Genomic DNA, 3300 nt, shown 5'->3' on the forward strand with positions numbered 1-3300 from the left:
CCCCGTCCCGCTCACGCCCGCCGTCGGCCTGGCGCCGGAGGTCGTGCCCGAGGTCGTGCCCGAGGTCGTGCCCGAGGTCGACGTTGGAGCGACAGTGCGCGAAGCACCAGAACCACCAGCAGCACCCGCGGTGGCGCCCCCGGAGAGTTCCGAGAGCGTCGAATCGGGCTACGACTACCTCTTCGGTGACACGATGTTCAGGTCGGTGTCTGACGCGGTGGTGCACGAGAGCGCTGTCGTCGATGACACGCTGCATGACGGCGAGACGGTGCTGACCTCCGACATCGCGAAGATCCGTGGGAAGCGTCGTTCGAAGAAGGAGCCCGTCGAGCCGGCCCCAGCGCAAAACCTCGTACTGGCCGTGTCGACCACGGGCACGCGTGAGTCACTGGCCCAGCCGATCCTGGTGGGTCGCAGCCCGAGCGTGAGCCAGATCTCGGGTGGGCAGATCCCTCGACTGTTGACGGTCGGAACTCCCGACCAGGACATCTCGCGCAACCACGTGCAGGTCACGCTCGAGGGCGGGACGGTCGTGGTGACCGACCTGCATTCGCGCAACGGCACGATGGTCGAGCTGCCGGGCAAGTCGCCCCAGAAGCTCCGTGCCGGTGAGCCGACGTCGGTGATCCTCGGCACCGTCATCGACCTGGGAAGCGGCGTCACGCTGACCGTGGAAGAGGGCGACGCGTGAAGCGCCCAGCCTCCACCCCGCCCGAGCTGCCCGGCTACACGTTCGTCAAGCTGCTCGGCTCCGGTGGATTTTCGGATGTGTACCTCTACGACCAGCACCTGCCGAAGCGCCGTGTCGCCGTCAAGGTGCTGCTGACCGACGACATCACCGACGCGAGCCGTGACGCCCTGGTCGCCGAGGCGAACCTCATGGCGCAGCTGTCTGCGCATCCCTATATCGTCACGATCTACCAGGCCGATGTGGCGTCCGATGACCGCCCGTACTTCGTCATGGAGTACTGCTCGGGTCCCAGCCTGGCAGAGCGCTACAAGCGCGAGACGTTCGCTGTCGCGGATGCCCTGCGCACGGGGGTGCGGCTGTCGAGCGCCGTTGCCACGGCTCATGCCGCCGGAATCCTGCATCGCGATATCAAACCGGCGAACGTGCTGAGCAACGACTACGGCTGGCCGGCACTGACCGACTTCGGTATCTCTTCGGCGCTTGAGGACGAGTTGCCGCTGCACACCACGACCGCTGCGATCGCGCTGAACGACACGGGCACGCAGGGTGGTACGGGCCAGTCGGTGGGCATGAGCGTGCCGTGGTCCCCGCCCGAGATGTTCGAGGATGACCCGCAGCCGGATGTGCGAAGCGATGTCTTCTCGCTCGCCGCGACCATCTATACGGTCCTCGCGGGCCAGACGCCGTTCGAGGTGCGCGGTCGGTCTAACGGAACCCTCGACCTCATCGGGCGTATCGAGCGCGGCGCCATCACGCCGATGTCTCGCGATGATGTTCCGCGTTCGCTGCTGGCCGTGCTCAATAAGGGGATGGCGAGCGACCGAACCGACAGGTTCGCAACGGCCGTCGACTTCGCCAGGGCGCTGCAGCGGGTCGAGCTGGAGTTGGGGTACGCCCCGACCGCCATCGACGTTCCGAACCTGCTTATTGCTGCTCCGGTTCGCGACGCCGAGGGCGAGGACGACAACGAGACGAAGGTGCGCGCGGTCGCGACGATCGACGCGCAGCCCGCCGTGCAGGCGCCGAACGTCCCGCGGCAGGAGCCCGTGGCGAACGGGGATCAGACCCTGGTGCGCGGCGCGAAGAGCGTCATCGCGCAGCCCCAGCAGTCGAGCGCACCGAACGCCGAGCTTCCTACCGAGACCGTGGTGCGCCGCCGTGAGCCGATCGCGCCACCGCCCGAACCCGTCGAGCCGGCCGCGCTGCCGATTCCGCCGCGCAAGCGCAACATCGCGGGTTGGGTCATCGGCGGCGTGGCACTGGTGGTCGCCCTGGCGGTCACCGCTGCGGTCATCTTCGGGGGCGTGATCTCCCCGGGGGACGCCGATCCCACGCCGACGGCAACGGTCCCGCCGGTCGTGATCGAGAGTATCCCCACCCCGCAGATGGCTGGCCCGCCGACGGTCGACGGCGCGACGATCACCTTCACGTTCACCAATCCGCAACCGCAGGAGGGCGACGCCTTCTTCTGGCAGATCAGCAACCGCACAGCCGATGAGCCCGTGCGCAAGGCCGACGGCAACGCGGTCGTCATCACCGACTACGCGCCGGGCTCGACGGTGTGCGTCACGGTCAGCATCTCCCGAGCGGGCAAGCTCTCCGCCAATCCCTACGAGACGTGCTACCCAGCGTGAACGATACCGAGAGCACAGCCACCCAGGTCGGCCCGCTGAAGATCGAGTTCTGCGGCGAGTGGTACGAGGTGGCGCACCCGAACGATTTCCACATCGGGCGCGAGTCTGACCTCGTCATTGACGACAACCCCTACCTGCACCGCCGCTTCCTGCGCATCTATGAGGATTTCGGGATGTGGTGGCTCGCGAACGTGGGCACGCTGCTGTCCGCTACCGTCACGGATGCGACGGGCCAGGTGCAGGCCTGGCTCGCGCCGGGTGCCCGCCTGCCGATCGTGTTCCCGCAGATGCAGGTGCTCTTCAGCGCGGGGTCGACCACCTACGAGTTCACGGTCTTCTCGCCCGCGGACTACTTCAACACCTCGGCCGCCAACGCCGGTGGCGGCGGCGAGACGACCATGGCTCCCGTCGCGCTGACGACGACCCAGCGGTTGCTCGTCGTGTCGCTGGCCGAGCAAATCCTGAGGCAGGATTCGCCGGGTCGTGGCGAGATCCCCACCTCGGCGGAGGCGGCGGCGAGGCTGCACTGGTCGATGACCACTTTCAACCGCAAGCTCGACAACGTGTGCGACAAACTTGACAAGATCGGCGTGCAAGGGCTGCGTGGCGGTAAGGGAAACCTCGCGACCAATCGACGCCTGAGGCTCGTCGAGTATGCGGTCGCCACCCATCTGGTGGGCAAGGAGGACCTGTTCCTGCTGGAACGAAACGACAGGGATCACGCTGGAAAGGCGCCCCCCGAAGATGGGTAGTGCTACCCATACTCCGGGCCTGACTTCGGCGCGAGGCCGTGTTAGTTTTAATGACTAAACCCCATCATTGTGTTTCGGTGGGGTCGGGGAAGATCAACGCGGGAGATCATCGTGAGCGCGCTGATGCGGTGGGTACGAACACGCAAGACGACGGCGTCCGCGCTGGTCATCGCGCTCGTCGTCGGCGTGCCCCTCACGATCGCCGCCCTCCACCCCGGGTTTC

General features: G+C 67.0%; 3 protein-coding genes. All 3 read left to right on the top strand.

All coding sequences use genetic code 11. The features are described from left to right. Positions 1 to 691: FHA domain-containing protein (locus H7290_RS14085; RefSeq protein ID WP_290514646.1), on the top strand; the 691-nt coding region annotated here is incomplete at its 5' end. Beyond that, complete coding sequence (locus tag H7290_RS14090; protein ID WP_290514647.1) at positions 688 to 2325, top strand: serine/threonine-protein kinase; 1638 nt, start codon at positions 688 to 690, stop codon at positions 2323 to 2325. The genes H7290_RS14085 and H7290_RS14090, both read left to right, overlap by 4 nt. Then, complete coding sequence (locus H7290_RS14095; protein ID WP_290514648.1) at positions 2322 to 3077, top strand: hypothetical protein; 756 nt, start codon at positions 2322 to 2324, stop codon at positions 3075 to 3077. The genes H7290_RS14090 and H7290_RS14095 overlap by 4 nt, the downstream gene beginning before the upstream one ends. The last annotated feature ends 223 nt before the right edge of the window (positions 3078 to 3300 follow it).

The sequence above is a fragment of the Aeromicrobium sp. genome (assembly GCF_014378035.1).
Lineage (GTDB): Bacteria > Actinomycetota > Actinomycetes > Propionibacteriales > Nocardioidaceae > Aeromicrobium.